This window comes from Chryseobacterium sp. HNCC26DJ240, assembly GCF_057180485.1.
Genome location: NZ_JBXUGK010000006.1, coordinates 50,595 through 73,826, shown reverse-complemented (window position 1 = coordinate 73,826; position 23,232 = coordinate 50,595). Strand labels below are relative to the sequence as shown.

The window sequence follows — 23,232 nt, the reverse complement described above, 5'->3', positions numbered from 1 at the left end:
TTTATACTGAAATTAGAATAATAAATAAAATAAGTGGAATAAGACTAAAAATAAAGTACAAAAATTTATATTCTTTAATATCAATTAAACTTAAAATCCCTAAAATTAATGATCCCAAAAATGCTGCAGGTATTCCAATCATAAACCACCAATTATGACCGAAGGAGTAAATCCAATGCTTATCTAAGCTCATTCTAAACAGTTTTGAATATTCCAGAATTGCCACGCTTAATGCGAACAAAAATATATTAGCAATAATTAATTTCTTATATGTTATTCTGGCATTCATCTGTTTAATATTTGATCATGCTAAAAAGACCTCCGTAAAATTAGTTTAGATTCTACGGAAAGACAAAGTGGAAGTATTCATAGTCCATTAAATTAAAAAAAAAATTGAAATATCTGCGTCATCTGCAAAATCTGCAGGAGATTTAAAAAAATTCACTATTGACTCATTCACAATTCACTTTTACACTTTATTCTGCCTCACCAACATCATCAAAATTACAGGAATTCCAAAAACTGAGCTTATTACATTTAGAGGAATTTGCGTTTTCTCTGCGGCGATAGAAAAAATGAGCATGATCAGCATTCCTAAGAACATATTTAAAATCCATTGTTGCCATAATTTTGCGGGATTGTAAATTAATCTGCAAAAGTGAGGAACGATAATTCCTATGAATAAAATGGGACCTAAAAATGCTGTAATAGAAGCTGAAAGCAGGGAAGAGGTGACAATAATGAGCAGCTTTAAATGATTTAAATTCACTCCTAAACTTTGTGCATAAGAACTTCCCAAAGAATTTCCGATTAAGGGTTTTATAGTTTTAAAACAGACAAACAACCCTATTGCTACTAATATTGTAAGTACAAAAATCTGATTTCTCGAAACCATATTGTTAGCTCCGAAAGACCATAAAATGTAGTTTTTTAAGCTTTGATTTTCAGCATAGAATTGTAATAAAGAAACGATTGCTCCTGCAAATGCTGATACTAAAAATCCGAAAATGATAAGATATGATTTATCTTGGAATTTATTGGACATCGACAGTAAAACGAGCATCAAAAGTAAACTTCCGACAATTGCTGACATGCTTAAAAAACTGTTTTGCAGGAATTCCGGAAGAAAAATATTGTTTGAGAAGAATATGTAAAAGGCGACCGACAAACTCGCAACCGATGTGATTCCTAAAATATCTGGTCCGGCAAGTGGATTTTGGAAATATTCCTGCATCAGAAAACCGGAAGTAGGAATTGAAATTCCAGCCAAAAGCATTGCTAGAACACGATTAACACGTATTTCGGCAATTTGACTGTTGTTAGTTTCTCCAAAGAAATCACTAAAATTTAAACTTAAAAATCCTGTATTCAAATTAATAATAGAAACAATGATTATTACTAAAATTAAAATTGAACACAGGATTTTGAATTTTTTTGACATTTAATCTTCAAAATTATTTTAAAAGCTTGGCAATTTTTTCATTTAATTGTTGCTCGCTGATGCCTCCCAGAGTTTCGTCAGTTTTATCACCTTTTCTCATGAAGGTAAATGGAATCGCACTGCCCGTCCATTCTTTGAAATTCGACGAAAAAAAGTTTTGATCTAAAAGTTGACCGTCCAATAAAACTGTATTATTTTCAATACCATGTTCTTGAGTGAAAGCCGGAACTTTAGAATTCCAAACTTCTTTCTGGTCTAGACTTACAAAAGTAATTTTTACAGGCTGATTTTTAAATTCATCAATTTTCTTTTTAAAATGTGGAATTTCTTCAACACATGGTCTGCACCAAGTTGCAAAGAAGTTAGTTACATAAAGTGTGTCATTCTTCTTTCCCAAAAAGTCTGCTGCTTTCTGTACAGTAATCATGGGTAAAGGCTTTGCTGCAGGTTGATCTTCTGTTTTTGCAACAGAATCTACATTTTCGGAAATTGTATCTTGAGCTGTATCCTGATTCGTATTTTTCTCTTTGCATGCCGACAAAGTGACCAAAACAAATGCTGACAAAATGATTGTCTTCATATTTTTTTATTTATTTTTGGAATGAACTTATGAAACAGCAAATTTATAAAGGCAAACTTACGGAATTTCATCCGTTAAAAATAGCTAAAAAGCGAGACCTGACCAAAAATACTTTCTCTTTGGAATTTGATATTCCTGAGGGTTTGGCATTGCTTTTTGCGTTTAATTCCGGGCAGTTTGTTAGTGTTTTTTTTGAGGAAGATGGTACAGAATTTATTAATGACTATTCAATAACTTCGGCTCCATTTGAACAGAAAATATCTTTAGGAGTCAAAATCAGTTCTGAAAAAAGCAGTGCTTCAAAACTTTATAAGAATTTTAAAGAAGGTGATTTCTTATTTGTAAGCAAGCCAGCAGGAAGATTTACTTTAGGTTCAAAACCGAGCGAGTTCAGAACGATTGTTAGTTTTGCTGCGGGAATTGGCATTACTCCGATTTTAAGTCATTTTAAAAATATTCTTCACAACGAACCGAGAACGAGGCTTTTCCTTTTTTACGGGAACAAGAACTTTGAAAATTTGGCGTATCGTGAAGAATTGGATCATCTTACCCGTTTTTATGGCGACAGGTTGCAGATTTTCTACTTTTTCTCAAGGGAAAATACAGCAAACTCGTTTTTTTCAGGAAGACTTGATGAGAAAAAATTAAATTTAATCATCAATCAGATTCTGCATTTGGACGATACTGATGAAGAATCAACAATTTGGGATGCAGTAGATGAAGTATTGATTTGTGGAAAGGGAGAAATGATAAAAAGTCTGGCCAATGCCTGTTACCATCACGGAATTCCTAAAAACAATATTCATTTTGAGCTCTTTGAAGAATTTAATGATGATATTTATCCTGTAGAAAAGGAGTTTCCTTTGATAGAAAATATTCAGGTTGAGTTTAAAACGCTTGGGAAATATTTTAAAACTGAACTTACCGATAACAGAGAGAAAATTCTGCAACAGCTTTTAAGTCAGAAATTCCAGCTTCCTTATTCCTGTAAGTCTGGAATCTGCGGAAGTTGTGAGTGCTTTTTGGAAGAAGGAGAAGTTGAGCTTTTGGAAAATGAATATTTAACGGAAAAAGAAGAAGCACAAGGGAAAATTTTAGCTTGTATGTCGATAGCTAAAACTAAAAAAATAAAGCTTAATTTTGATTTCAGTTGAGAATCATTAAAAACATATTCAAATTTATTTTTCTGTCAGCGGAAATTGTAATTCTGCTGATGGCTTTGTGCAATGCATGGGTTTTTGGTCTTACCAACGGAAGAACGTACACCAAAATTTCAAAAATTCCGCCACGTGAGGTTGCTTTGGTGTTGGGAACTTCGCCAAGAATGCGTTCCGGCATTTCTAACCCGTATTTTACCAAAAGGATGGATGCAGCGGCACTACTTTATCATCACGGGAAAATAAAAACCATCATTGTAAGCGGTGAGAAGAGTAAGGGCTACAATGAGCCTGCCGCAATGAAAAACTACCTGATTTACCAGGAAGGAGTTCCCGAACACATTATTGTAGAAGATCCAAAAGGTTTTAACACCTATAAAAGTATTCTCCGCTGTAAAAATACTTACCAAAAGAAAAATGTAATCATCGTTTCTCAAGGTTTTCATAATCTGAGAGCACTTTTTTTTGCCAGAAACAATTCTATGAATGCTTTGGGATTTGATGCTCAGGATGTCACAAAACCAGAGAGTTTTTACAGAAATCAATCCAGAGAAAGCTTGGCAAGAGTGGCTGCTGTTGCTTATTTTGTTTTAGGTATTTCGCCTGATTAAAAATTAGAACGGATATCCGAATGCAATATTCATCGTAGGCTTAAACGGTTCAAAATTTTTCAGCCTCCATCTTTCTGAATCTGGTTTGTTTGGATCGTAAATTTTGTAGGCAAGATCCAGTCTTAAAGTGATGTAAGCAATATTTACTCTCAATCCCAATCCACTACCTACTCCCATCTGACGGATGAATTTGTTGAATTTAAACTGGTCATCAAAACCGCTGTCTTCGAGATTCCAGATATTTCCGATGTCTGTAAATATGGCTCCTTCGTACATGTCGTTGAATGGCAGACGGTATTCAATATTCGTTGTCAGTTTTACATTTCCCATCAAATAAGTACGAACACGCTCATCGATCTGAGAAGCTCCAGGCCCCAAACCACCGAAGGCAACCCACGCCCTGATATCATTGGAACCCCCATTGAAATAAGAACGTACAAACGGCATCGATGAAGAGTTTCCGTAAGGAATTCCGACACCGACGAACTGTCTCAGAGCCAATGTCTGGTTTCCGTTGATTTTATAGTATTTTCTGACATCAAAATCGAACTTCACAAACTGAGCATAAGGAATTCCAAAAATCGTTTTCTGCGGACTGGTTACCACGCCTCCCTCATCTCTTTTCTGATTAAAAATACTTGGGATATTTCCTGCAAATTCCACTTTTCCGTTAAAATAAAATGCATTCGGGTAGTCTTTTTTACCAATTTCATTATAAACAAAATTGTATATCATTGAAGAAATAACAACATCCTGAGTCTGTCTGTCTTTATTAACCAAAGTTCCTGTAAATGCTACCAAACGGTCTGCCTTTGTCTGGTCAAGCGTGTTTACATAACCCTGATCTTCAATAATCATCATAGAAACCTGATCTCTTGTAAGCTGACCGGCATTAAATTGCTGTTCAATTTGAGGATTATAGACAAAATAATCTGCAAAAGCGGCTTTTCTGATGTTTTCGTCACCTACGAAAAAATCGTAATAGCTGTCTTTATTTTTGGTTAAACTAAACTGTGTATTGAATAATGAAAGTCTGTGTGAAACCTGATCATTGACATTGGCAAAATAATTTAGACCGGTATTAAAATTGACTCTTCCCAAACCAATATTATTCTGAACAGAAGCTCCCAAAACAATCGATGAAGTAGGAGTGTATCGCTTAGGAATCAATTTATAGTATGAAAAAGGCAATAATAGTCTTGGAAACTGAAGTGACGCCTGTGCAGAAATCTCATAAGCACCAATTCTTTTGTCGATATCTCTCGGGTTTACGATTCTTCCAAACGTTCCGGTTAGGCTTGTAGAAAGGTTCTCAGCTCCTCCAAAAATATTTCTTGTTGTAAGATCAACAGAGGGCGAAATCCCTAAATTTAATAGTTGGGAATAATTGATATCAGTTCCAAGCTTGAATTCATATTTATCTAAAGGTTTTAAAATATATAAAACATCAAGAATACTGTCACTTACTTTTCCGCCATCATTTTTTCGGTAATCAACTTCACTTTTCAAAATACTGAAGTTATTCATTGCTGAAAAATTACGTTTGGTAAGATTAAGTTTTTTCTGATCGTAGACAGATTTGTTATCTTCAATTACCGCACGCCACAAAGCCTGATTTTTGTAACGATCATCAGTTTTGTGAAAACGGATTCTTCGTAAGCTATCTTTAGTGGTTCTCTTTTCATAATAATCTGAAATATCATCTACTACCGCAACATCAATATTTCCGATAGTCGCGACCTTGTAAGGCGTATTTACTGAGTCTTTATGAATTTCAAGCGTTAGCGGAATGTTTTTTCTATCCTTTAAAGAATCAGCAACAAAATATACTTCATTATTGGCGCTGTTAAATTTGTAATAACCCCGGCTACGCATGATGTCGTTTATTCTCGTTACTTCTTTCTCAAGATTGGTCTGATCAAGAATTTCACCTTTTCTTACAATAGATTTTGAAATATTATCTTTGAAATGTGTCTTAATTCCAAGATCTGTAATGTTGTAATAATAATCTTTGATAATAGTGGGAGAGTTGTGCTTGATGGTGTAGTTGACAGTCGCTTTTTTGTTGGCAGAATCTCTTTTATCAGATGCCTTCACCTCTGCATCCCAAAAACCTCTGTAGGTAAGGCGGTTTTCAATTGACGCTGCACTTTTTTCAGTTCTGGTTTCATCAAAAATGATTGGTGCACTTCCCCAATTGTGGTAGAGTCTGTCCATAAACAAACTTTTTCCCACACTGCTTTGCATATTATATTTTGTAAAAAGTGAATCTCTCAGCTTTTGATTTCTCATTTCGCTGGGATATGTCATGTATTCATTTAAAATTGTATCGTATTTTGGATTTGCCGCATTATAAAACCAAAGACTCAGCGGTACGAATAAAAGTTGTTTTTTGTTGGGTTTTTGCTGTACGTAATCTTTCAGCTCATCATCAAAAGGCTGTTTTGCATCTTCAAATTCAAAGGTGTTTTTGGTAAGAAGATATTCCCCGTCAGGAACTTTCTTGGTTGTGCTGCAGGCATAAAGTAGAATAATAAATGTTGCAAATGATAGATTTTTATAATATTTTTGAGGAGATTTCTTATAATGCTTACAGCTCATACAATAAAAGTTTTACAGTCTCTTGATAAAAAGAAGTTCAGGCAAAAATACAATTTGTTTTTGGTTGAAGGCAACAAAATCATTTCCGAACTTTCTGATTCTAACTATAAAATTAAAGAAATATTTTCTACTGATCCGGAAAAATTAGATTTAAAAGATATTTCAGGCATACCAGTTACCGAAAGTGAATTGAAAAAAATAAGTTTTCTTCAAAATCCAAAAGATTCTGTAGCAGTTTGTCATTTAAATAAAGAATCAGAATTTCAGGAAAAAGATTTTCAAATTGTTTTGGATGGCATACAGGATCCGGGAAATCTTGGGACAATCATCCGTCTGGCAGATTGGTTCGGAATTGAGCAGATTATTTGCAGTGAAGATACAGTAGATTACTATAATCCTAAAGTGATTCAGGCTACAATGGGATCTTTTACAAGGGTGAATATTGTTTATAAAAACCTTGTTGATTATTTGTCTCAAACAGAAAATAGGAATATTGGAACGGATATGACCGGAGAAAATATTTATAATTTTAAAAAGCCAAAAAAACTGAATCTGATTTTAGGAAACGAAGGCAACGGAATGCGTCCTGAAACCGAAAAGTTTCTTTCTGAAAGTGTCTGCATCCCCAGATTTGGAAAATCACAATCTACAGAAAGCCTTAATGTCTCTATGGCTGCCGGAATTATTTTAGGACAGCTTTTTTCAAAATAAATCTGGAATTTTTGACAAAAAAAACTGAGATTAAGAAAAATGCATTTCATTCCTTAATCTCAGTCTTAACCTGATTTTTCAAATCAATTGTTCCATGCTGGAAACACTTTTCCTTTTTTGATATTCCTCCAATTTGTTTCTTACAAACTTAAGTGCAATAGGAGCTAAGTAAATCAAAGCAACACCAACTGCTTTTTTCTTCCAATTGCTGCTTTTCAGATTTTTCTTGGCATAATTAGCAACCAAAGCTGTAGTTCCCAATTTTATAATGCCTTCTAAAGCATCACCTTTAAAAGCTGAGTTGGCCAATCCGATCGCTGTATTTTTGTTGAAAATAAGATTTTTAACTTCGGAACTGACTTGTTTTGCAATCACATCTTTTCTCAAAACGGTTTTCTCTTCACCGTCTTCATCTGTTTTTTCTTTAAGATATTGGTCTGTAAAACCGTTGGTAAAAGCACTCAGACTTTCTTTAGCATTTTTGAATGTCAGAATCGCTTCCAAATCATCTACTTCTGCCTGCAAAAGTTTTTTCTTTCTCTTAAGCTCTTCAAGACTGTTAAAATTTACACTCATAATATTAATGATTTATAAATTGCACCACTTTATCAGCGATTATATTGACTATTTTTTTCTTGAAAACGACAACCACAATCATCACCACAACATAAAACGCAGCAACAATCATAAAGCCGTACGAGGTATTATCTAAAGCTTTACCAATCAAATACGCCAATCCAAAATTGAATAAGATAATAAAAAAGGCAAATGCGATAAGGAATATGATAAGATAAGCTATAATTCCTGCAGAAATTGAGGTTTTTTCGGTAGCCTGTATCTTGATAAGATCTAGCCTTTTTGTTGCATATTCTTTTAGAGTTTCTACCATTGTTTTTATTTTTAAAGTTACAAAAAAAGGAACTTTAATTCAAAGTTCCTTCAACTATATTATTGTGAAAATAAATTATTTCAAGTCGTTTAGACCATTTTCCACATCTTTCACTACGTCAGTAGTTTTAGATACGATTTGATCTTTATATTTGTCATATCCGTCTTTTACGGTATGAGCTACATTATTGGCAGTATCTTTAAAAGTAGTGGAAATATTTTCATATTGCTCTTTCACTTTGTCAGAAACTTCTCCGTATTTATTTTTAGCCTGATCTTTAAGATCGTTAGCCTTAGTTTTAATTTTTTTTCTGGTTTCTTTACCTTCTTCAGGAGCGTAAAGCATTCCTAAAACTACGCCAGCTGCGGCACCTGCTAATAATCCTGCTAAAATTCCTGCTGTATTTCCTTTTTTAGACATTTTTTGTTTTTTTAATGGTTAATATATTCGGTTTGTTGTTTAGTAAGTTTGCAATTAATATACCAATCAATGGAAATGAATATTAAAATCTGTTAAAAATTTTCCACATAATTTAATATCTTTTCGATGGTTTCTTTTTTTGTCATTTCTGTATTGTCAATAACGATGGCATCTTCAGCTTGTTTTAAGGGAGCCACTTCTCTTTCGCTGTCTATTTTATCTCTTTCAATCAGATTTTCTTTCACCTGATTTTCATCTGCTGGAATTCCCAGACTCAAAAGTTCCTGGTATCTTCTTTTTGTACGCTCGTTTATGCTGGCGGTAAGAAAAAATTTAAAATCGGCATTTGGTAAAACTACGGTTCCGATGTCTCTGCCATCCATGATGATTCCCCCTTTTTCTGCCAGTTTTCTTTGGTAGCCAAGCAAAAATTCTCTCACTTCAGCCTGTTTGGCCACATTACTTACATTATCTGAAACTTCATTGCTTCTGATTTCTTTTGTAATGTTGATTTCATTCAGAAAAAGAACCAATTCATTTCCGATATTTTTAAATTCAAGATGAATGTGATGAAAGTTGTTAAATAAATCATCAAGGTCAACGCTCCCGTCTTCTTTGCAGCAGTTTTGAAGAGCAAACCAAGTCACTCCACGATACAAAGCTCCCGTATCTAAATGTACCAGATCAAGTTTTTGGGCAATAATTTTTGAGATTGAACTTTTTCCAGTGGAAGAAAATCCGTCGATGGCGATTACCGGTTTTTTCATAAAGACAAATTTCAAGAAATTTTCTTAAAAAATCAAGAATTGCAGTGTATATTGTAAGATTAAATCTTATAAATTTAAGGGAAAAGTATAGAAAATGTAAGAAATTTTCTTACTCGCCTTTACGACTCGTCAAATCCACAGAAATACCCAGTTGATTTACATTGGAAGCATTATGATATCTGATGTGAGCATAATCTAAACGGAATCTTGAAAGTTTAATCCCAAAACCTCCGGAAAGACCCGAGAAATTTCTCTGATCTACAACGGCAAGTTCGCTTCCCCGTCTCACGTTGTATCCTAAGCGAATGTTGAAGCTTCTTTCTGGGAAAAGTTCGGCACCTAAAGAAAAGTGATCGGCGATTTTTCTTCCGATATTCACTTCCTGTCCGTTGGCGTTAAGTTCTGATGAAATATCAAACTGCTGAAGATCGTGTGCTGTAATGGTTACTGCTAAAGGGAAGTTTGGGATAATTCTGGTATAACCAAGGTCAACTCTAAAGGGCAAATCTTCTCTTGTTCCGTTAAAAGATTTAAATTGATATCCAAAATTTCTGAAAACCAAAGAAGCTGTTTCTTTATTTTTTTTGTGATGATAGGTGATTCCGGCATTTCCTGCGATAGCAGAAGAAGTGTAGGTATCAATTTTTGAAGTAATAAAGTTTAAGCCTCCACCAATCGTCCAGTTTTCTTCAAACTGATAGGCGTATCCGGCTCCTACCGCCACATCAGAAGCTGAAAATTCCCCCATTTCAAAACCACTTTCGTCAGTTCTCGGGATATTTCCATAGCTCATGTATCTTGCATTTGCGGTAAGAAAATGACCATTATCCATATCTTTTGCAAAGGCGATGGTTCCGTATTTTGAATCTGCAAGGTAAGCGGTTGCGTTAAGGGCAAGCTGCATGTGAGAATCTTTATTTAATAAAGACGGATTGGCAATTGCAAATGACACATCCTGGTCTCTCACAGAGATTGCATCGCCTCCCAAAGCTGCCTGTCTGGCAGATACGGGAATATTTAAGAAAGGATACACATTTGTTCCGTTTTGTGCAAACGAAACAAAACCTGCGAGCAAGAGAGGGAAAACTAAAACTTTCTTCAATTCATTATATAATTAATGCAAAAATAATCCTTTTTAGAACTTATCAAAATATTTGTTTAAGTATTTACTCGATTTATTACAAAATTATTTGAAGTTTAATATTGATTTAAAGTTTTCTATCTGTTTTGGTAATTAAAATCTTTCTGATTTCACATAATATTTGACTCAATTTTATTAAAATTTAAACTTAAACTAAAACTTTTTCAGCATGAAAATTTCTAAATAATAATTGCTATTAATGTTTATATTTGCAGAGTTGAAATTTAAAAAAAATCAACATTAAAAATATTATTAAAATTAAGATGAAATATAAAAGAATCCTTCTAAAACTGAGTGGTGAGGCTCTAATGGGAAATCTACAATATGGTATTGACACTGAAAGACTAGAGGAATATGCTGCTGAAATAAAAAAAGTAGTTGAAAGAGGATGCGAAGTGGCAATTGTAATAGGAGGAGGAAATATTTTCCGTGGTGTAGCGGGTGCTGCAAAAGGTATGGATAGAGTGCAGGGCGATTACATGGGAATGCTGGCAACTGTAATCAACGGAATGGCTTTACAAGGCGCTTTGGAAGATGCCGGAATTAAAACCAGGCTTCAATCTGCTATTGAAATGGATAAAGTTGCAGAACCATTCATCAAAAGAAGAGCTGTAAGACATCTTGAAAAAGGTAGAGTAGTAATCTTCGGAGCAGGAACGGGGAACCCATATTTCACAACCGATACTGCGGCAACTTTGAGAGCAATAGAAATCGGAGCTGATGTTATTTTAAAAGGAACCAGAGTAGATGGAATCTACGACAGCGATCCTGAGAAAAATTCGGATGCCGTAAAATACAATTCATTATCTTTCGACGAAGTTTTCGAGAAAAACCTTAAAGTAATGGATATGACTGCCTTCACTTTAAGCCACGAAAACAAACTTCCTATCATCGTTTTTGACATGAACAAAGACGGAAATCTCCTGAAAATCGTTGATGGAGAAAATGTGGGAACTTTAGTTGATTTGTAAACTAAAAATCAGGTAAAAAGTAAAAAGAGCCAAGTGATTCATCACCCACTGCTCATTACCAATTACTTATAATAATGTGTAACTTTTCAAATTTTCAATATATAATGGAAGAATTAGATCTTATATTAGATTCTGTAAAACACGACATGGATGCGGCAGTAAAGCATTTGGATCATGCATTTCAAAGAATCAGAGCGGGACGTGCGTCTACAGCGATGGTTCAGGATGTAATGGTAGAATATTACGGTGCGCCAACTCCTCTTAATCAGGTTGCAAACGTTTCTGTACCGGATGCAATGACGATTTCTATTCAACCTTGGGACAGAACGGCAATCAATGCGATTGAAAAAGCAATCATCAATTCAAACTTAGGTTTTGCACCTTCTAATAATGGTGAAAATATTATCCTTAATGTACCGCCATTAACTGAAGACAGGAGAAAAGAGCTTGCAAAACAGGCGAAAGGTGAAGCTGAAGATACCAAAATCGTGGTAAGAAATGCGAGACAAAACGGTATCAAAGAACTAAAAAAATTAGAGGGCGTTTCTGAAGATATTATCAAAGATTCTGAGGCTACAATTCAGGATTTCACCGATAAATATGTGAAAATCTGCGACGACCATCTGAAAGCGAAAGAAGCTGAAATTATGAAAGTTTGATTTTTAAACTTTTATCTTAAAATACAAGAGATTTCCATTTTGGAAATCTCTTTTTTGTTTTATAAACATTGTGTACTACCTTTTTTATCATTCTTATGCTTCATCAGTTTTTCAAATTCTAAAAGTAATTCTTCACTTTTGCAGTCTTTAACAGCCTGATTGGGAATTTTTGAAACATCAGGTTTCTTTTTTTCAACTGAGCGGATAGTGTACTTTTTTTCAAGACAATCAATAACTTTATTTTTAATTAAATAAATTCTGGATTCTGTGACATCATCTTTTGTTTCAGGTTTTTCTGAAGAGCCGCCGTCAAATTGCCAGACTGTTTCATCTTTAAATATGAAAAAAGGCTCTTCATCGTTTACAAAATACTTTTCAACAGCTGAATAATGGCTATATTCCGCATATTCATTTCTTATAACTTTTAGTTTTGAATCCTTAGAAAAATAAGTCACCGTTCCTTCTCTTCCATCACATTCATATTGAAAAGAAACGGAATCTAAGACTTTTTTATTTAATTCATCTTGAAACTCACCATAATATTTCTGAATATCTTCTTTAGTTGAAATGGTGATGCTGTCTTCATTTTTTACACTCTGAATTTCTTGGGTTGATGTTTTTTCTTCCCTTTTTAAGTTTGGTTTTTCCTTGCTGCAACTTTGAAAAGCAAAAGCGGAAATAAGCAGAACAAATACGATTTTCATAATTTAAATTTTAAACTCATCAGCAAAAATGATGCAGATTGGTTTAAATCTTGTTTAAATAAAGGCTAAAAATGAAGTTTTAAACTTTAAAAAGATTAACTTTAAAAGAAAAATTATGCAGATAGATGCAAGAAACCTGAGCGTTGATGATCATGAAGAATTGGTAGCCACCATGAAAAGAGCTTACCCCACAATGGCTGATTATATTTGGCCTAAAAAAAGTATCGAAAAGCTCACAAAAATATTTCCAAAAGGACAAATCTGCATTACCGTAGACGGAAAATTAGCTGCCGTTGCGCTTTCTATTATCGTCAATTACGAAGAGTTTGGTGATGATCATACTTATAAAGATATTACGGGAAATTATAGCTTCAACACGCATACAAATTCAGGAAATGTGCTTTACGGAATCGAAGTTTTTGTAGATCCTGAATATCGTGAACTGCGTTTGGGAAGAAGATTGTATGATTTACGAAAAGAACTTTGCGAACAACTCAATCTCAGAGCTATTGTTTTGGGAGGAAGAATTCCACATTATCATAAATACAGCGATGAGTTGTCGGCGAGAGATTACATCAGAAAAGTGCGCGACAAAGAAATTTACGACCCTGTGCTTTCATTTCAGTTATCTAACAATTTTTTACCAATAAAAGTTTTAAAAAATTACCTCGAAGAAGATCAGTCTTCAAGAGAAAATGCCGTTCTACTTCAATGGAATAATATTTACTACAGCAAGAAAATCAGTACGATGCAGGACAGTGTTATACGTCTTGGTTTGGTGCAGTGGCAGATGAGACAGTTTAAAGATATTCACGCATTTTATGAGCAGGTGGAGTTTTTTGTCAATGTAATGGGAGATTACAAGGCGGATTTTGTTCTTTTCCCTGAGCTTTTCAACACACCTTTACTCGCACCTTTCAACCATCTTTCTGAACGTGACAGTATGATTGAACTGGCGAAGCTGACTGAAGAAATTAAAAATAAAATCTCTGAACTGGCAATCAGTTACAACGTAAACATCATCTCTGGAAGCATGCCTTTTTATGATGATAATGATTTGTATAACATCTCTTACATGATGCATCGTGACGGCAGAATTGATGAGTACAGAAAAATTCACATTACCCCCAACGAAAAGAAATATTACGGAATGAAGGGTGGCAGCGAAATTAAAGCTTTCGATACCGATTGTGGAAAAATAGGTCTTGTGATTTGCTACGACGTAGAATTTCCTGAATTGCCAAGAATTTTAGCTGATCAGGGCATGAAAATACTGTTTGTACCTTATCTCACCGACACTCAAAATGCATACATGAGAGTTCGCCACTGTGCAGCCGCAAGAGCCATAGAAAACGAATGCTACGTTGCCATTGCAGGTTGTGTGGGAAATCTTCCGGGTGTGAATAATATGGATATTCAGTTTGGTCAGGCTGCGGTTTTCACGCCTTCAGATTTTGCATTTCCGTCCAATGCTGTGAAAGGTGAGGCAACACCCAATACAGAAATGACTTTGATTGTTGATGTAGATTTAAATTTACTTAAAGACCTTCACCACAACGGTTCTGTACAGATTTTAAAAGACAGAAGGACAGATTTGTATGAAACGTATCTAAAGTAATTTCTTAATTTAATAAGATTTAAAATCAAAAGGTTAAAGTTTTTCAAAATAAAAACTTGCTCCAGAGGAGCAAAATCTGTGTAGGAAAAATAGATGTAGAAATTCATGGCGCTTCGTAGGAGCGCTATCTTTTTAGCGATTTAAATGATAATTTACCTCAAAATTTCCTAAATTGTCTCTTCCAAAAATAATTATGAAGATAGCCTACCTCGGTCCGCAAGCCAGTTTCACGCAATTAGCAGCATCACAGATTTTCCCAGACGAAGATTTAATTCCTCAATCAAGCATTCTGGATTGTTTTAATGCTGTGAAAAACAATGAAGTTGATAAAGCCGTTGTTCCTTTGGAAAATTCCATTGAAGGTACAGTTTCTATGACTTTGGATTATCTCTACACTTTTGATGTTTTTATCGAAACCGAGCTTGTGATGCCGATTGCGCATCATTTAATGATTCATCCACAGAATTCTGATTTTGAGAAAATTATTTCTCATCCGCAGGCTTTGGCTCAAACCTATCATTTCAGAACCGACAATTATCCTGAAATTTCTTCGCAGGATTTTAATTCTACAGCGGCTTCAGCTAAGTTAGTTTCAGAAAATCCTATGGAGAAATGGGCGGCTGTTGCCAATCGTTCTGCTGCAAAATTGTATGGTTTAAAAATCATTCATGATAATATTCAGGATTTTGAACAGAATCATACCAAGTTTGTGGTAATTTCAAAAACTAAAGAAGATTTACAATTAAACTTTCAGAAAACTTCAGAAAAAACATCATTAATCATCACGCTTCCTGAAGATTTTGCCGGTGGATTACATCAGGTTTTATCTGTTTTTGCCTGGCGAAAAATGAATCTTTCCAAAATTGAAAGCCGTACTCTTAAAACAGGTCTGGGAAATTACTTTTTCTTCATCAATGTCGACAGCGAATGGCATCCAATTCTTTCCCAAAATGCAATTGACGAATTAGTAGCCTTAAAAGCCAATGTCAAGTTTTTGGGACATTATGATGAATATATTTTTGTGGAGTGAAGTGCAATTACCAAAAATGAAGAGTCAAAAAATAGAATTAGTTCCAGTTATTGAAATTTCAACGTATCACGAAGATTTAGAGTTACCTGAAGGTCCTTTCTGGAAGTTTGCAAATGACTGGGAGAATTACAGAAGAGAATCAAATTTTTTAACAGGGTTTTCAAAAGATTTAAAGTCTTACAAGCCCGGATTTTCATTCTGTGAATTTGATGCTGTTTCAGACCAGGATTTGGTAAAACTTATTAAATTAGAAATGGAAGATTTAGATGAGGAAGAGCAAACGAATTTGAAGGAATGGGTATTGCCTTTTAGAGGTGGACTCGTTTTAAAAATCGACAATGATGATATTTTATTTCCTCAATGTTGCTCAGATCTTTCAGGTTTTAATGACTGGAAAGACCTCTTGGATCCTGATTGTAATTCTTATTTCTATTGTGGACATCCTTTTCCAAACATCAAAAAAAATAAGCATGAAATTACTTTTGATTTTGTGAATATACAAATTCAGGAACCGTTTTCACCGCCAGTTACCCATAACGAAATTTCTGTAGACACAGATACGTTGAAACAAGCGATTGAAAATGCAGAGCTAAAATTTAAAAAGTTCGCAGAAAGATTGCAAAAGATAAATTCTGATTATGCTTTAAACATAGCAGATATTGAACAGGTTTTTGTCTTTGGCAGTAATTAGAGATCGGTTTTCTTCATCAATGCTGACAGTGAATGTCACGTTTTTAACATTATGATGAGTGTATTTTTATGGAATAGTTTGATTTTTATTTAAATTTTTTGTGTAAATTAACCTCATTAAAAATTTCACAAATGATAGACAAAATTCAATCTAAATCAACTCCGGTTGATCATCTTAAGTATTCTGCAAAGCTTTTAGGCAAGGCAAGTTTAAGTTTTTTAAAGATAAATCTTCTCGGGCAATTGTCAATTGTCGCTTTGTGTATCATTACTTTTATTTTAATTATTGCACAGACATTTTCTAACGGCGGGGGTCCGGTGCATACCAGTGGGCAGGCGGCGGTTTTAGTACTGTTTATGGCAAGACCTATTTCGTTTGGCTTAACCATTCTTACTGCTTTTGGAGCTCCTTTTCTGCTTTTTACATTAGGTAACAAATATGTGATGACTCGCACCATTAATCGGTTGATTTCCGATAAAGGTGAAGATTTGCTGTTCCCGATTATCGACAGAGTTTTGAATAAAGTAAAAGCCAATCAGCCACAATTATTACAAAAGGGAACAGATAAAGCCAAACTTCAGCTCAAAATTTTACAGGAAATCAAAGATTCCAAAGAAAATAAATGGATGAAAAAGATTATTATTTTCGGACTAAAGAAAGTTGATCTTAACGAAGTTGATTTCAAAGACGAAAATGTAAGTTTCACCGAAATTTTAAAAACAAAAATCATAGACAAACTGAAAGATATTTCCGAACCAAGCCGCCTGTTTTTCTACCTGATTTTAGGATGGCAAGCCTTGGTTTTATTGTTGACGGTTTTTAGGGTGATTTAATAATTTAAAAGATTCAAGCTATGATCTATAAATAATCTTTCATCAGGAACATTTTTTGAATACCTTAGAAAAATATTTTCTAAAACAATATGTTCGATAAACAGCAACGTAAACTAAAAAGATCTGCCAAAATGTTTTCTGTACTCAGCAAGTACGGGTTTAAAGATGTTTTGGCAAGAATGAATGGCGGAAAAAAACCTGAAAATACAGATTTTCAGACGGATGAAGTGGTTTCCAAAGGCACAGTTTATGAAAGAATCAGGCTTGTTTTGGAGGAATTGGGACCAACTTTTGTGAAGCTCGGACAAACATTCAGCAATCGGGAAGATTTGCTTCCGCCTGAATTGATTCAGGAGCTGCAGAAACTTCAGGACAGGGTAGAAGTAGTGGAAATGAACGTAAAAGAAATTCTGGAAAACGAAATCGGAATTTCTGCCGAAGAACATTTTGCCTTTATCAATCCATTCCCTTTGGCAACAGCCTCAATCGCTCAGGTTTATGAAGCAGAACTTTTGACTGGAGAAAAAGTAATTCTTAAAATAAAAAAACCAGATGTTCAAACCTACATCGAAGATGATCTTTTACTGCTGAAAGATATTATAAAACTCCTTTATTCTTATACAGATTTAGGCGAAAAACTCAATCTTAAACAGGCGATTTCAACGTTTGAAAAATCTTTGCTGGAGGAGATTTCGCTTATTAATGAAAGAGAAAATATCCTACAGTTTGCAAGAAATTTTAAAGACAATAAAGAAACGTATGTTCCGAAAGTTTATGAAGAATTTTCCAACAATACAGTTCTCTGCATGGAATTTATTGATGGAATAAAAGTTACTGATAAAAATGTTTTGCTTGAAAATGGCATCAATCCCGTGACAGTTTCTGAAGTTGGACTAAGGCTTTTTGTTTCTCAGATTTTAGATTATGGTTTTTTCCATGCCGATCCTCACGGAGGAAATATATTAGTGAAAAAAGACGGAAAAGTAGTGTTCATTGATTTTGGAGCAGTCGGGAAAATTCAGCCGAATGATAAGGAAGTTTTAGAAAATCTCATCATTGCTTTTGTTGCAAAAAATTCACATAAAATTGTTCGTTATCTGAAAAAAATGTCTGTGAGCTACAGCATTCCCGATGAAAGAAGATTTGAAAATGATGTTCAGGAAATTCTTGATTTTGTTCACAGTTCGTCACTCAAAGACATCGATGCCAATGTGGTGATGAATAAAATGAAAGACGTTTTGAAAGACAACCGTTTATACATGCCCGATTATTTTTATCTATTATTTAAAGGAATCGGTTTGATAGAAGGCGTCGGCAGAAGTATCAATCCGGATCTGGATGTAGTTAAAAGTTTAAAACCTTATTCAAAAAAGATTTTTACCCGAAAACTTTCCCCCGAAAATCTTTTTAAAACGGGAATTGATAAAATGATGAATTTCACCGACAATGTAGATGAAATCCCGAAAGAATTGCGTTCTGTATTGCAGAAATTGGATGAGAATAAATTTACAGTTACAAGTGAAATTAAAAATATTGAAAAGACTAATCAGCTCATCAAATCTAGTATTGTTAATTTGATTTTGGCGATGATTTTGGGTGCAAATATTATTGCAACAGCGATAGTTTTCGTTTCAGAATCCGGACCGAGAATAGGTGAAATGTCTTTGGTAGCGGTTTTAGGATTCTGCTTTTCTGTAATTTTGGTGATTGTTTTACTGCTCAGAATTTTGAGGAAGTAATTTTTAGCACAGATTACACAGATTACACGGATTTTTTTAACAGCAGCAAAAGAAAATCTTAGATTTTCAAACTCATGTGCTCTAAAATATTTTCAAACATGTGAACTAAAACTTTCTGACTAATGTGTTAAAATTTAATAGAAATGTTGCAAAGTATCTGTATATATTTATTTGACAAAAACTTCGGGCTTCCATCATCCATCTTCCCTCTTCATAATACAAAATTTAAATCCCTATCTTTGCAAAATGGAAAAACTCACTTTTGCAGATTTTGACCTTCCGGTTAAAGTTCTTGATGTTTTAGCAGATTTAAATTTATTTGAGCCCACACCAATTCAGGAAAAAAGCATCGGTCCCATCCTTTCCGGACGGGATGTGATGGGAATTGCACAAACGGGAACAGGTAAAACTTTAGCTTATCTTTTACCGGTTTTAAAAACCTGGAAATATAATAAAGCAGGAAATCCTACCATCGTAGTTTTGGTTCCTACAAGAGAATTGGTTGTTCAGGTAACAGAAATCGTAGAAAAACTGACAGAAAATCTTACTGCAAGAGTGATTGGAATTTACGGTGGAAAAAATATCAATACTCAAAAGCTTCTTTTCAACGACGGTTGCGATATTTTGGTGGGAACGCCGGGAAGAATTATGGATTTATCGATTGACAATGCCATTTCCTTAAAAGAAGTCCAAAAATTAATCATTGATGAATTTGATGAAATGTTGAATCTTGGTTTCAGACCACAGCTGACGCATATTTTTGAGATGATGAAAGAAAAAAGACAGAATATTCTTTTCTCTGCAACGATGACTGAAGCTGTAGATGATATGCTGGATGAATATTTTGCAGGACCAATTGAAATTTCACTGGCAAAATCTGGAACTCCTCTTGAAAAAATCGAGCAGACGGCTTACAAAGTTGAAAACTTCCATACCAAGATTAATTTATTAGAGCATTTGTTGAAAAACAATGAAGATATGTCTAAAGTGTTGATTTTTGCCAATAACAAAAAACACGCAGATTTACTTTTCACACATATTAACGAGCTTTTTCCAGAGCAGTTTGATGTGATTCACTCAAATAAATCTCAAAACTACCGTTTAAAAGCAATGAAACGCTTTGAAAATGAAGAGATAAGAGGTTTGATTACTACAGACGTCATGGCGAGAGGTTTGGATATTTCAGATATTACACACGTTGTCAATTTTGAAACTCCTGAAGTTCCGGAACAGTATATTCACAGAATCGGTAGAACGGGTAGAGCAGATAAGGACGGAAAAGCAATCACTTTTGTTACAAAAAAAGAAGATGAGCTGGCTTTAGATATTGAATTATTGATGGATAAAGAATTGGCGTACATCGATTTTCCTGAAGAAGTAAAAATAAATCCTAAGAAAATTGGATCTGAGGAAGATTTAATCGTAATGAAAAATCCTGCTCAGGCAAAACTTTTTGACGGTGGTGGAGCTTTCCATGAGAAGAAAGACAAAAATAAAAAAGAAAACTGGGGAGGACCTTCAAAGAGAAAAACGCCTAAGAAGTTCGGAGCCAACAGAGCACAGCAAAAAGCAATTTCGAAATCGAAACGTAAGAAATAATAGCAAAAAAAAACACTTCTAGCGGAAGTGTTTTTTTTGCTATTTATTGATTACAATGATAATTTTATCATCGATGCCGTCGCCGTCTTCATCATCATAATGGCTGACAAACTGAAGTTCGTTTTCAGTTCGGCTTATAATTTCAATATTTTCACCATCAATAATCAATTTACTTGCGTTATGGTCATAAGAATAGGACACTGTTTCAATACCTGTACTTACACAGTTTCCACTGATATTATTTTCGAAGATATTTGAAACTACGGTGTTGTTTGATTTAAAATCCAATGTGCTGGTTTTGTAGCAAGGCGAGTAATCGGTATTAGAAAGTGTAATGCCTGTACTTCCCGAAACCACGATTTCTCTTGAAGGATGCCAAACGCCAACCAATGCAAACGTATTGTTGAAATCGTCATCGTCATCAGTAGTACATGAATTGAAAACAAAACCTGCAGCTAAGGCAAATAATAATAATTTTTTCATAATTCTATTTTGTTAAGTCTGCAAATAAAAGAAATTTTTATCAAATATTGGTGAGTTTAATGCTGAAATCTTTTGCCATATAATTACTCATCATCATCTTCATAAAGAAAATTGAGCTCGTCATCCCGCTGAACATAATCTCTCGAAATTCCGGGTGGATTAAAAAGTCCCCAATCATCTACTATAAAATGTTTAGGATTAAAGCCTTCGACCCATTCTGCAAACAGAATTCTGAATTCCTCTACCAGCTCTCGTACCACTTTGTAATATTTTGCATCTTCAAAACCAAACATTTCAAGACTGTTACCGCCCACCATAATATCTCGTGCTGCTTTTCTGATGATGGCAGCATTTTCCATTTTGATGTCATACAATTTTACAGCTTCGGCACCGGAAATCTTTGCCTGAATAATCATGCTGTCACCCAAAAGATTATGTTTTACATCCTGTAAATAATCATTGTCTTCGGGAAATAAAGCAGTAATAGTTTTTAAAGCTTCATAAATTTCCTGAGATTTTTTAAAGATAGGCGTATTTCTTGAGGGTCTTTTCATTCTATTTCATATAAGGTGTCATTACAATACTCCAAAGTCTGTAGCCTTCAGGGGTCATGTGAAGCATGTCTTCTACAAAAAGTTCTTTTCGAACTGCCCCTTGTGTATCAGCCATAATTCTTGTAATATCAATAAATTCCGCATTTTTTTCTCTCCACATAAATTTAGCAATCTGCTTGTTGGCTTCTCTCATTTGAGGCCACAGATGCGCTCTGCTTGGAGAATATTTTATTGAAATAAAATCAACTTCGATATTGGGAAATTTTTTACGGATTTTTTTGTAAAAAGATTTAAACCTGTCTACAACAACATCAGCTTCAAGCTTTGCATTGTCTGCAAAATCATTTTCGCCACAATAAATAATAATTTGTTTTGGCTGATAAGGAGAAAGTAAGTCTTCAGAATAAAAATTTAAATCAGTCAGCCTCGAGCCCCCGAAACCTCTGTTGATGATGGTTTTTCCAAGAAAATATTCATTTACATCTGTCCATTTTGTGAAAGATGAACTTCCGATTAACAGTATTGAGTTCTTAGCTGGTTGATTTTCCTGATCCTGTTTTTTAAACTCCTGAATGTCTTCCCAGAACATTGGTTTTTCCTCCTGAGCAAAAAACAAGACATACGTCATCAGTAAGAATACTGAAAAAATCTTCTTCATCAAATTAAATTTTAGGAGTATAAAGGTAATAAAAAACTCCCGAAAGATTCGGGAGTAATAATTTATCTTTTAAATTTGATGTACGTGACATCAATTTTCATGTCTCCGTTCATATCGATATTTCCGGATTTTTGCTTAAGTCTGAGTTCAGAGCTGCTCAAGATTACAACCTCATAAGGCTGTTTTCCGCTTCCATTGATATCCATCACCATCTCTTTGGTATCTTCATTATACTCAAAAGTACCTTCTGTAAGAAGGACAGAGCAAGTATTTACATTTGCTCCAGTATATGTGTGAATTCTGATTTGATTGTTGGTATTGAAATTAATAGTACTTTTTGTACTGCATCCGGTAGGTACATCAGTATACAGTACTGTAGTATTGTCTGCTCCAGATATGATTTCAGTTTTTTCTGTCTTCCAGTCGCCTTTCAATAAATCCAACTCATAGCCATAAACGTCATCATCTTTACAAGAATTAAGTGCTAATGCAGAAAAGGCAAATAAAAGTAGGTGTTTTTTCATTTTCACAATTTTAAGAATATGCTAAAATATAAATAAATTTGAAATATTAGTAAAGAAAATCAGGATTTTTGGCTTAATAATTGCAAAAATTTCTTTTTGTCTTCATTTTTCACCCAAACTCCTTATTCGCATGTCTTTTTTGGAGTGTAAATTCCTTTATTTTGAAACTTTAGTTGCCCGCTTTTTCTTTTGATGGTCAGCAAAAAAGATTCTCTTACATCAGCACATTTCTTTACTTTAAAGGTTTTTAAGTAAAAATTTTGTTCATCCTGTTTAAACGAACCGCCTTCAATATTGTTAATGTCAACTGAAAAACCATAAATACGGGCTATTAAAACGGCTTCGCCAATGTTGTCCACTTCTCCGATGAAATTTTGTAAATCTTTTTCATTTTTAAAATATTGTGTTCTGCCATTTTTACAGGCAATGATGTAATGATAGCAGTTTTCTCCCAAGCATTTCTGGAAGAATCCTTTTTCAGGTGCAGGTTCCAGAATAGTCATAGGCTCAGGATACTGACTTTCATATAAAACTGCTTTTTCAGAGTCTGAATGATTTGTAAATGCCTTCCAATAAGAGAATTTTTCTGATGGTTTTATAAATGGATATAGATTTTCTGCGGTATCAAAAACATCTGGAATCTTTTGATAATCTTGTGTTTGTGTATTTTGACTAAAAAAAAACTGAGCAATAAGTAGAGTAAATAAACCTGATTTTTTCATGAAGCGTGTGGAACTTTGTTAGATGTTAAAATTAATGATTAGATAATTAAAACATCTTATTTGAGATAAATTTAATAATTTTTAAATCTTAAAGCTATTAATTTTAAACATAAATCTATTACTTTTGTT

The 23,232-nt window shown here is 34.1% G+C and carries 26 protein-coding genes; 11 read left to right on the top strand and 15 right to left on the bottom strand.

Going from position 1 to position 23,232, the window contains the following annotated elements; genetic code table 11:
* Position 1 precedes the first annotated feature (1 nt).
* The 3 genes from AC2A1G_RS12850 to AC2A1G_RS12840 form a co-directional block, all read right to left on the bottom strand.
* Complete coding sequence (locus AC2A1G_RS12850; RefSeq protein ID WP_484047315.1) at positions 2–289, bottom strand: hypothetical protein; 288 nt, start codon at positions 287–289, stop codon at positions 2–4.
* A gap of 180 nt (positions 290–469) precedes the next feature.
* Positions 470–1,441, bottom strand: a complete 972-nt coding sequence (locus AC2A1G_RS12845; protein ID WP_484047314.1) for a FecCD family ABC transporter permease — start codon at positions 1,439–1,441, stop codon at positions 470–472.
* Positions 1,442–1,454: 13 nt separating this feature from the next.
* Positions 1,455–2,021, bottom strand: coding sequence for a TlpA family protein disulfide reductase (locus tag AC2A1G_RS12840; protein ID WP_484047313.1), 567 nt, complete (start codon positions 2,019–2,021; stop codon positions 1,455–1,457).
* A gap of 29 nt (positions 2,022–2,050) precedes the next feature.
* On the opposite strand from AC2A1G_RS12840, the gene AC2A1G_RS12835 reads away from it, so the two are divergent.
* On the top strand, positions 2,051–3,175 hold the full coding sequence (locus tag AC2A1G_RS12835) for a 2Fe-2S iron-sulfur cluster-binding protein (RefSeq protein ID WP_484047312.1): 1,125 nt from the start codon (positions 2,051–2,053) through the stop codon (positions 3,173–3,175).
* On the top strand, positions 3,172–3,789 hold the full coding sequence (locus tag AC2A1G_RS12830) for a SanA/YdcF family protein (RefSeq protein ID WP_484047311.1): 618 nt from the start codon (positions 3,172–3,174) through the stop codon (positions 3,787–3,789). Before AC2A1G_RS12835 ends, AC2A1G_RS12830 begins: the two co-directional genes overlap by 4 nt.
* Before the next feature lie 3 nt (positions 3,790–3,792).
* On the opposite strand, the gene tamL is transcribed toward AC2A1G_RS12830, so the two are convergent.
* Complete coding sequence (gene tamL / locus AC2A1G_RS12825; protein WP_484047310.1) at positions 3,793–6,390, bottom strand: translocation and assembly module lipoprotein TamL; 2,598 nt, start codon at positions 6,388–6,390, stop codon at positions 3,793–3,795.
* On the opposite strand from tamL, the gene AC2A1G_RS12820 reads away from it, so the two are divergent.
* Positions 6,376–7,101 (top strand): TrmH family RNA methyltransferase, encoded by a 726-nt coding sequence (locus AC2A1G_RS12820; RefSeq protein WP_484047309.1) that lies wholly within the window; start codon positions 6,376–6,378, stop codon positions 7,099–7,101. The genes tamL and AC2A1G_RS12820 overlap by 15 nt on opposite strands.
* A gap of 78 nt (positions 7,102–7,179) precedes the next feature.
* Here the strand turns inward: AC2A1G_RS12820 and AC2A1G_RS12815 are convergent, their stop codons facing one another.
* The 5 genes from AC2A1G_RS12815 to porQ all read right to left on the bottom strand — a co-directional run bounded on the left by AC2A1G_RS12815 (position 7,180) and on the right by porQ (position 10,279).
* Positions 7,180–7,677: a phosphoribosyl-ATP pyrophosphatase gene (locus AC2A1G_RS12815; RefSeq protein WP_484047308.1), complete on the bottom strand. Its 498-nt coding sequence runs from the start codon at positions 7,675–7,677 to the stop codon at positions 7,180–7,182.
* A 4-nt stretch (positions 7,678–7,681) separates the two neighbouring features.
* Positions 7,682–7,990 (bottom strand): phage holin family protein, encoded by a 309-nt coding sequence (locus AC2A1G_RS12810; RefSeq protein ID WP_484047307.1) that lies wholly within the window; start codon positions 7,988–7,990, stop codon positions 7,682–7,684.
* Between the two features lie 75 nt (positions 7,991–8,065).
* Complete coding sequence (locus AC2A1G_RS12805) at positions 8,066–8,410, bottom strand: YtxH domain-containing protein (protein WP_484047306.1); 345 nt, start codon at positions 8,408–8,410, stop codon at positions 8,066–8,068.
* A 92-nt stretch (positions 8,411–8,502) separates the two neighbouring features.
* Complete coding sequence (cmk, locus tag AC2A1G_RS12800) at positions 8,503–9,177, bottom strand: (d)CMP kinase (RefSeq protein ID WP_484047305.1); 675 nt, start codon at positions 9,175–9,177, stop codon at positions 8,503–8,505.
* 109 nt (positions 9,178–9,286) lie between these two features.
* Positions 9,287–10,279 carry a type IX secretion system protein PorQ gene (porQ, locus tag AC2A1G_RS12795; protein WP_484047304.1) on the bottom strand — a complete coding sequence of 331 codons (993 nt, stop codon included), beginning with the start codon at positions 10,277–10,279 and terminating at the stop codon, positions 9,287–9,289.
* A 302-nt stretch (positions 10,280–10,581) separates the two neighbouring features.
* On the opposite strand from porQ, the gene pyrH reads away from it, so the two are divergent.
* Both pyrH and frr read left to right on the top strand, forming a co-directional pair.
* Positions 10,582–11,289, top strand: a complete 708-nt coding sequence (gene pyrH / locus AC2A1G_RS12790) for a UMP kinase (protein ID WP_484047303.1) — start codon at positions 10,582–10,584, stop codon at positions 11,287–11,289.
* Positions 11,290–11,393: 104 nt separating this feature from the next.
* Entirely contained in the window at positions 11,394–11,948 is a 555-nt protein-coding gene (gene frr, locus AC2A1G_RS12785) for a ribosome recycling factor (protein WP_484047302.1), read from the top strand.
* A 59-nt stretch (positions 11,949–12,007) separates the two neighbouring features.
* On the opposite strand, the gene AC2A1G_RS12780 is transcribed toward frr, so the two are convergent.
* Positions 12,008–12,652 (bottom strand): hypothetical protein, encoded by a 645-nt coding sequence (locus AC2A1G_RS12780; RefSeq protein ID WP_484047301.1) that lies wholly within the window; start codon positions 12,650–12,652, stop codon positions 12,008–12,010.
* A gap of 115 nt (positions 12,653–12,767) precedes the next feature.
* Between AC2A1G_RS12780 and AC2A1G_RS12775 the strand changes: the two genes are divergently transcribed.
* The 6 genes from AC2A1G_RS12775 to AC2A1G_RS12750 all read left to right on the top strand — a co-directional run bounded on the left by AC2A1G_RS12775 (position 12,768) and on the right by AC2A1G_RS12750 (position 20,162).
* On the top strand, positions 12,768–14,270 hold the full coding sequence (locus tag AC2A1G_RS12775) for a GNAT family N-acetyltransferase (protein ID WP_484047300.1): 1,503 nt from the start codon (positions 12,768–12,770) through the stop codon (positions 14,268–14,270).
* 193 nt (positions 14,271–14,463) lie between these two features.
* Positions 14,464–15,300: a prephenate dehydratase gene (gene pheA, locus AC2A1G_RS12770; protein ID WP_484047299.1), complete on the top strand. Its 837-nt coding sequence runs from the start codon at positions 14,464–14,466 to the stop codon at positions 15,298–15,300.
* A 16-nt stretch (positions 15,301–15,316) separates the two neighbouring features.
* Positions 15,317–15,991 carry a hypothetical protein gene (locus AC2A1G_RS12765; protein ID WP_484047298.1) on the top strand — a complete coding sequence of 225 codons (675 nt, stop codon included), beginning with the start codon at positions 15,317–15,319 and terminating at the stop codon, positions 15,989–15,991.
* A 131-nt stretch (positions 15,992–16,122) separates the two neighbouring features.
* Positions 16,123–16,824 (top strand): hypothetical protein, encoded by a 702-nt coding sequence (locus AC2A1G_RS12760; protein WP_484047297.1) that lies wholly within the window; start codon positions 16,123–16,125, stop codon positions 16,822–16,824.
* Positions 16,825–16,955: 131 nt separating this feature from the next.
* Complete coding sequence (locus AC2A1G_RS12755; protein ID WP_484047296.1) at positions 16,956–18,563, top strand: ABC1 kinase family protein; 1,608 nt, start codon at positions 16,956–16,958, stop codon at positions 18,561–18,563.
* Between the two features lie 246 nt (positions 18,564–18,809).
* Positions 18,810–20,162: a DEAD/DEAH box helicase gene (locus tag AC2A1G_RS12750; protein ID WP_484047295.1), complete on the top strand. Its 1,353-nt coding sequence runs from the start codon at positions 18,810–18,812 to the stop codon at positions 20,160–20,162.
* Positions 20,163–20,201: 39 nt separating this feature from the next.
* On the opposite strand, the gene AC2A1G_RS12745 is transcribed toward AC2A1G_RS12750, so the two are convergent.
* The 5 genes from AC2A1G_RS12745 to AC2A1G_RS12725 form a co-directional block, all read right to left on the bottom strand.
* Positions 20,202–20,645, bottom strand: a complete 444-nt coding sequence (locus tag AC2A1G_RS12745) for a lipocalin-like domain-containing protein (RefSeq protein WP_484047294.1) — start codon at positions 20,643–20,645, stop codon at positions 20,202–20,204.
* Between the two features lie 83 nt (positions 20,646–20,728).
* A complete protein-coding gene (locus AC2A1G_RS12740) occupies positions 20,729–21,199 on the bottom strand; it encodes a hypothetical protein (protein ID WP_484047293.1) in 471 nt (156 codons plus the stop codon).
* A gap of 1 nt (position 21,200) precedes the next feature.
* The gene (locus tag AC2A1G_RS12735; protein ID WP_484047292.1) at positions 21,201–21,857 is read right to left on the bottom strand and encodes a GDSL-type esterase/lipase family protein; all 657 of its coding nucleotides are present in this window, start codon (positions 21,855–21,857) and stop codon (positions 21,201–21,203) included.
* A gap of 62 nt (positions 21,858–21,919) precedes the next feature.
* Positions 21,920–22,381, bottom strand: coding sequence for a lipocalin family protein (locus tag AC2A1G_RS12730; RefSeq protein ID WP_484047291.1), 462 nt, complete (start codon positions 22,379–22,381; stop codon positions 21,920–21,922).
* A 122-nt stretch (positions 22,382–22,503) separates the two neighbouring features.
* The gene (locus AC2A1G_RS12725) at positions 22,504–23,103 is read right to left on the bottom strand and encodes a hypothetical protein (RefSeq protein ID WP_484047290.1); all 600 of its coding nucleotides are present in this window, start codon (positions 23,101–23,103) and stop codon (positions 22,504–22,506) included.
* Positions 23,104–23,232 lie beyond the last annotated feature (129 nt).

Bases quoted from the DNA above. Each gene is read 5' to 3' on its own strand.
- AC2A1G_RS12750 (WP_484047295.1), top strand. From the start codon at position 18,810: ATGGAAAAACTCACTTTTGCAGATTTTGACCTTCCGGTTAAAGTTCTT.
- AC2A1G_RS12775 (WP_484047300.1), top strand. From the start codon at position 12,768: ATGCAGATAGATGCAAGAAACCTGAGCGTTGATGATCATGAAGAATTG.
- frr (WP_484047302.1), top strand. From the start codon at position 11,394: ATGGAAGAATTAGATCTTATATTAGATTCTGTAAAACACGACATGGAT.
- AC2A1G_RS12725 (WP_484047290.1), bottom strand. From the start codon at position 23,103: ATGAAAAAATCAGGTTTATTTACTCTACTTATTGCTCAGTTTTTTTTT.
- AC2A1G_RS12820 (WP_484047309.1), top strand. From the start codon at position 6,376: ATGCTTACAGCTCATACAATAAAAGTTTTACAGTCTCTTGATAAAAAG.
- pheA (WP_484047299.1), top strand. From the start codon at position 14,464: ATGAAGATAGCCTACCTCGGTCCGCAAGCCAGTTTCACGCAATTAGCA.
- AC2A1G_RS12765 (WP_484047298.1), top strand. From the start codon at position 15,317: ATGAAGAGTCAAAAAATAGAATTAGTTCCAGTTATTGAAATTTCAACG.
- AC2A1G_RS12735 (WP_484047292.1), bottom strand. From the start codon at position 21,857: ATGAAGAAGATTTTTTCAGTATTCTTACTGATGACGTATGTCTTGTTT.
- cmk (WP_484047305.1), bottom strand. From the start codon at position 9,177: ATGAAAAAACCGGTAATCGCCATCGACGGATTTTCTTCCACTGGAAAA.
- AC2A1G_RS12850 (WP_484047315.1), bottom strand. From the start codon at position 289: ATGAATGCCAGAATAACATATAAGAAATTAATTATTGCTAATATATTT.
- AC2A1G_RS12745 (WP_484047294.1), bottom strand. From the start codon at position 20,645: ATGAAAAAATTATTATTATTTGCCTTAGCTGCAGGTTTTGTTTTCAAT.
- AC2A1G_RS12760 (WP_484047297.1), top strand. From the start codon at position 16,123: ATGATAGACAAAATTCAATCTAAATCAACTCCGGTTGATCATCTTAAG.
- AC2A1G_RS12730 (WP_484047291.1), bottom strand. From the start codon at position 22,381: ATGAAAAAACACCTACTTTTATTTGCCTTTTCTGCATTAGCACTTAAT.
- AC2A1G_RS12740 (WP_484047293.1), bottom strand. From the start codon at position 21,199: ATGAAAAGACCCTCAAGAAATACGCCTATCTTTAAAAAATCTCAGGAA.
- AC2A1G_RS12840 (WP_484047313.1), bottom strand. From the start codon at position 2,021: ATGAAGACAATCATTTTGTCAGCATTTGTTTTGGTCACTTTGTCGGCA.
- AC2A1G_RS12815 (WP_484047308.1), bottom strand. From the start codon at position 7,677: ATGAGTGTAAATTTTAACAGTCTTGAAGAGCTTAAGAGAAAGAAAAAA.
- AC2A1G_RS12755 (WP_484047296.1), top strand. From the start codon at position 16,956: ATGTTTTCTGTACTCAGCAAGTACGGGTTTAAAGATGTTTTGGCAAGA.
- pyrH (WP_484047303.1), top strand. From the start codon at position 10,582: ATGAAATATAAAAGAATCCTTCTAAAACTGAGTGGTGAGGCTCTAATG.
- tamL (WP_484047310.1), bottom strand. From the start codon at position 6,390: ATGAGCTGTAAGCATTATAAGAAATCTCCTCAAAAATATTATAAAAAT.
- AC2A1G_RS12780 (WP_484047301.1), bottom strand. From the start codon at position 12,652: ATGAAAATCGTATTTGTTCTGCTTATTTCCGCTTTTGCTTTTCAAAGT.
- AC2A1G_RS12835 (WP_484047312.1), top strand. From the start codon at position 2,051: ATGAAACAGCAAATTTATAAAGGCAAACTTACGGAATTTCATCCGTTA.
- AC2A1G_RS12845 (WP_484047314.1), bottom strand. From the start codon at position 1,441: ATGTCAAAAAAATTCAAAATCCTGTGTTCAATTTTAATTTTAGTAATA.
- AC2A1G_RS12805 (WP_484047306.1), bottom strand. From the start codon at position 8,410: ATGTCTAAAAAAGGAAATACAGCAGGAATTTTAGCAGGATTATTAGCA.
- AC2A1G_RS12810 (WP_484047307.1), bottom strand. From the start codon at position 7,990: ATGGTAGAAACTCTAAAAGAATATGCAACAAAAAGGCTAGATCTTATC.